Raw genomic sequence first — 2,716 nt, 5'->3', positions numbered from 1 at the left:
GGGCAGGTGGCGCGCATCGTCGAACACGCGGATGCGACCGAGGCCGAGCGCGCCATTCCCCTCTGCAATGCCGGCGTGGTCTGCGCCGCGGCGCCGAACCTGTTCCGCTGGCTCTCCGGCCTGCGCAACGACAACCGTCAGGGCGAATACTACCTGACCGACGTGGTCGCCGCCGCCCGCGCCGAAGGTCTTCGCACCACCGCCGTCGAGGCGCCCGAGGCCGAACTCCGCGGCATCAACACCCGCGTCGAACTCGCCGCCGCCGAGGCCGAGACCCAGTCCCGCCTGCGCGAGGCCGCCATGCTGGGCGGCGCCACCCTGACCGACCCCGGCAGTGTGACGCTGGCCTGGGACACGCGCCTCGCCCCCGATGTGGTGGTGGAACCGCATGTGGTCTTCGCACCCGGCGTCACGGTGGAGGAAGGGGTTCGCATCCGCGCCTTCTCCCACCTGGAGGGCTGCGTGGTGCGCGCGAATGCCATCGTGGGCCCCTATGCGCGGCTGCGCCCGGGCGCCGATGTGGGGCAGGGTGCTCATGTCGGCAATTTCGTGGAGCTGAAGGCCGCCACTCTCGGCGCCGGCGCCAAGGCCAACCACCTGACCTATCTGGGCGATGTGAGCGTGGGCGCGGGTGCGAACATCGGCGCCGGCACCATCACCTGCAACTATGACGGCGTGAACAAGCACCGCACCGAAATCGGCGAGGGCGCCTTCATCGGCAGCGACACCGCCCTCGTCGCGCCGGTGCGTGTGGGCGCGCGCGCCATCACCGCCGCCGGCAGCGTCATCACCGAGGATGTGCCGGATGACGCGCTGGCCATCGCGCGCGGCCGCCAGGCCAACAAGCCAGGTCGCGGCGTGAAGCCGCGCCGCAAGAGCTGAGGAGAGGCCCATGTGCGGAATTGTCGGAGTGGTCGGGCGCGAGGCCGCCGCCCCCCGCCTGCTGGACGCGCTGCGGCGCCTGGAATATCGCGGCTATGACAGCGCGGGCATCGCGACCCTGACGGGCGGGCAGATCGAACGCCGCCGCGCCGAGGGCAAGCTGCAGAACCTCGGCGCCGTGCTGGAGGCCACCCCCCTCGATGGCACCACCGGCATCGGCCACACGCGCTGGGCCACCCATGGCGCGCCCATCGAGCGCAACGCCCACCCGCACGCCACCTTGCGCGTGGCCGTGGTCCACAACGGCATCTTCGAGAACTACGCCGAACTCCGCACGGAGCTGGAAGGCAAGGGCTACGTCTTCGAGACGGAGACCGACACCGAGACCTTCTGCAAGCTGGTGGACTGGCATCTCGTGCAGGGCATGCCCCCGCGCGAGGCCGCGGCCAGCGCCCTCTCGCGCGTGCATGGCGCCTTCGCGGTGGCCATCATGTTCGCCGGCCATCCGGATATGCTGGTGGTGGGCCGCCACGGCGCGCCGCTGGCGGTCGGCTATGGCGAGGGCGAGATGTTCGTGGGCTCCGACGCGCTGGCGCTGGCGCCGCTCACCCGCCGCATCGCCTATCTGGACGAGGGCGACCACGCGGTGCTGACGCCGACCGAGGCGCATTTCTTCGACGCGGCCGGCGCCCCCGCGCAGCGCGCCATCCGCGTGAGCGCCGTCTCGGGTGCCGCGATGGGGAAGGGCAATTATCGCCACTTCATGGAGAAGGAACTCCATGAACACCCGGCCGTGCTGGGCGACACGCTGCGGCAATATCTCGACCCGGCCACGCTGGGCGTGAACCTGCCCAATTTGCCCTTCGACATCCGCGAGGTGCCGCGGCTCACCATCACCGCCTGCGGCAGCGCCTTCCTGGCGGGGCTGGTCGGCCGCTACTGGATCGAGCAGCTCGCGCGCATCCCCGTGGACGCCGATGTGGCGAGCGAACTCCGCTACCGCGACCCGCCCTTGCCCGAGGGCGGCGCCGCCCTGCTGATCAGCCAGTCCGGCGAGACGGCGGACAACCTCGCCGCCATGAAGATGCTGCGCGCGCGAGGGCAAAAAATCCTCTCCATCGTGAACGTGCCCGAGAGCAGCATGGCGCGCGAGAGCGACGCGACGGTGCTGACCGTGGCCGGGCCTGAGATTTCGGTGGCCTCCACCAAGGCCATCACGGCGCAGCTGGCCGTGCTGGCCTGCCTCGCCATCGGCTTCGGCCGCGCGCGCGGCACGCTCTCGCCGGAGGAGGCCGCGCGGCTGTCCACCGCCCTGCTGCAGGTGCCCGAACATGCCGCCGCGGTGCTGGCGCAGGATGCCGAAATCTGTGCCCTCGCCGCCGAGGTGGCCGGGGCGCGCGACGTGCTCTTCATCGGCCGCGGCGCGCTCTATCCCATCGCGCTGGAGGGGGCGCTGAAGCTGAAGGAGATCAGCTACATCCACGCCGAGGGTTACGCGGCGGGCGAGATGAAGCACGGACCCATCGCGCTGATCGACAGCTCGGTGCCGGTCATCGCGCTGTGCCCCTCGGGGCCGCTCTACGAGAAGACCGCCTCCAACCTGCAGGAGGCCGCGGCGCGCGGCGGGCGCATCATGGCCTTCACCGACGCCGCCGGCGCGCCCGCGCTGCGCCGCTTCGCCGAGCGCGTGGTGGTGCTGCCCGACGCCGACCCCTTCAGCCAGCCCATCCTGCACGCCATCCCGGTGCAGCTGCTGGCCTATCACGTGGCGGTGCTGAAGGGCACGGATGTGGACCAGCCGCGCAACCTGGCCAAGAGCGTGACGGTGGAATAG

General features: G+C 71.4%; 1 protein-coding gene and 1 pseudogene. Both read left to right on the top strand.

Going from position 1 to position 2,716, the window contains the following annotated elements; all coding sequences use genetic code 11:
• Positions 1-882, top strand: a pseudogene (glmU, locus tag GGQ83_RS19895) (bifunctional UDP-N-acetylglucosamine diphosphorylase/glucosamine-1-phosphate N-acetyltransferase GlmU); the annotation flags it as partial.
• A 10-nt stretch (positions 883-892) separates the two neighbouring features.
• On the top strand, positions 893-2,716 hold the full coding sequence (gene glmS, locus GGQ83_RS19890) for a glutamine--fructose-6-phosphate transaminase (isomerizing) (RefSeq protein ID WP_184386742.1): 1,824 nt from the start codon (positions 893-895) through the stop codon (positions 2,714-2,716).

It is taken from the genome of Roseococcus suduntuyensis, from assembly GCF_014196305.1.
In the GTDB taxonomy this organism is placed as follows: Bacteria; Pseudomonadota; Alphaproteobacteria; order Acetobacterales; family Acetobacteraceae; genus Roseococcus; species Roseococcus suduntuyensis.
This window is presented reverse-complemented; position numbering and strand designations above follow the sequence as displayed.

Bases quoted from the DNA above. Each gene is read 5' to 3' on its own strand.
- glmS (WP_184386742.1), top strand. From the start codon at position 893: ATGTGCGGAATTGTCGGAGTGGTCGGGCGCGAGGCCGCCGCCCCCCGC.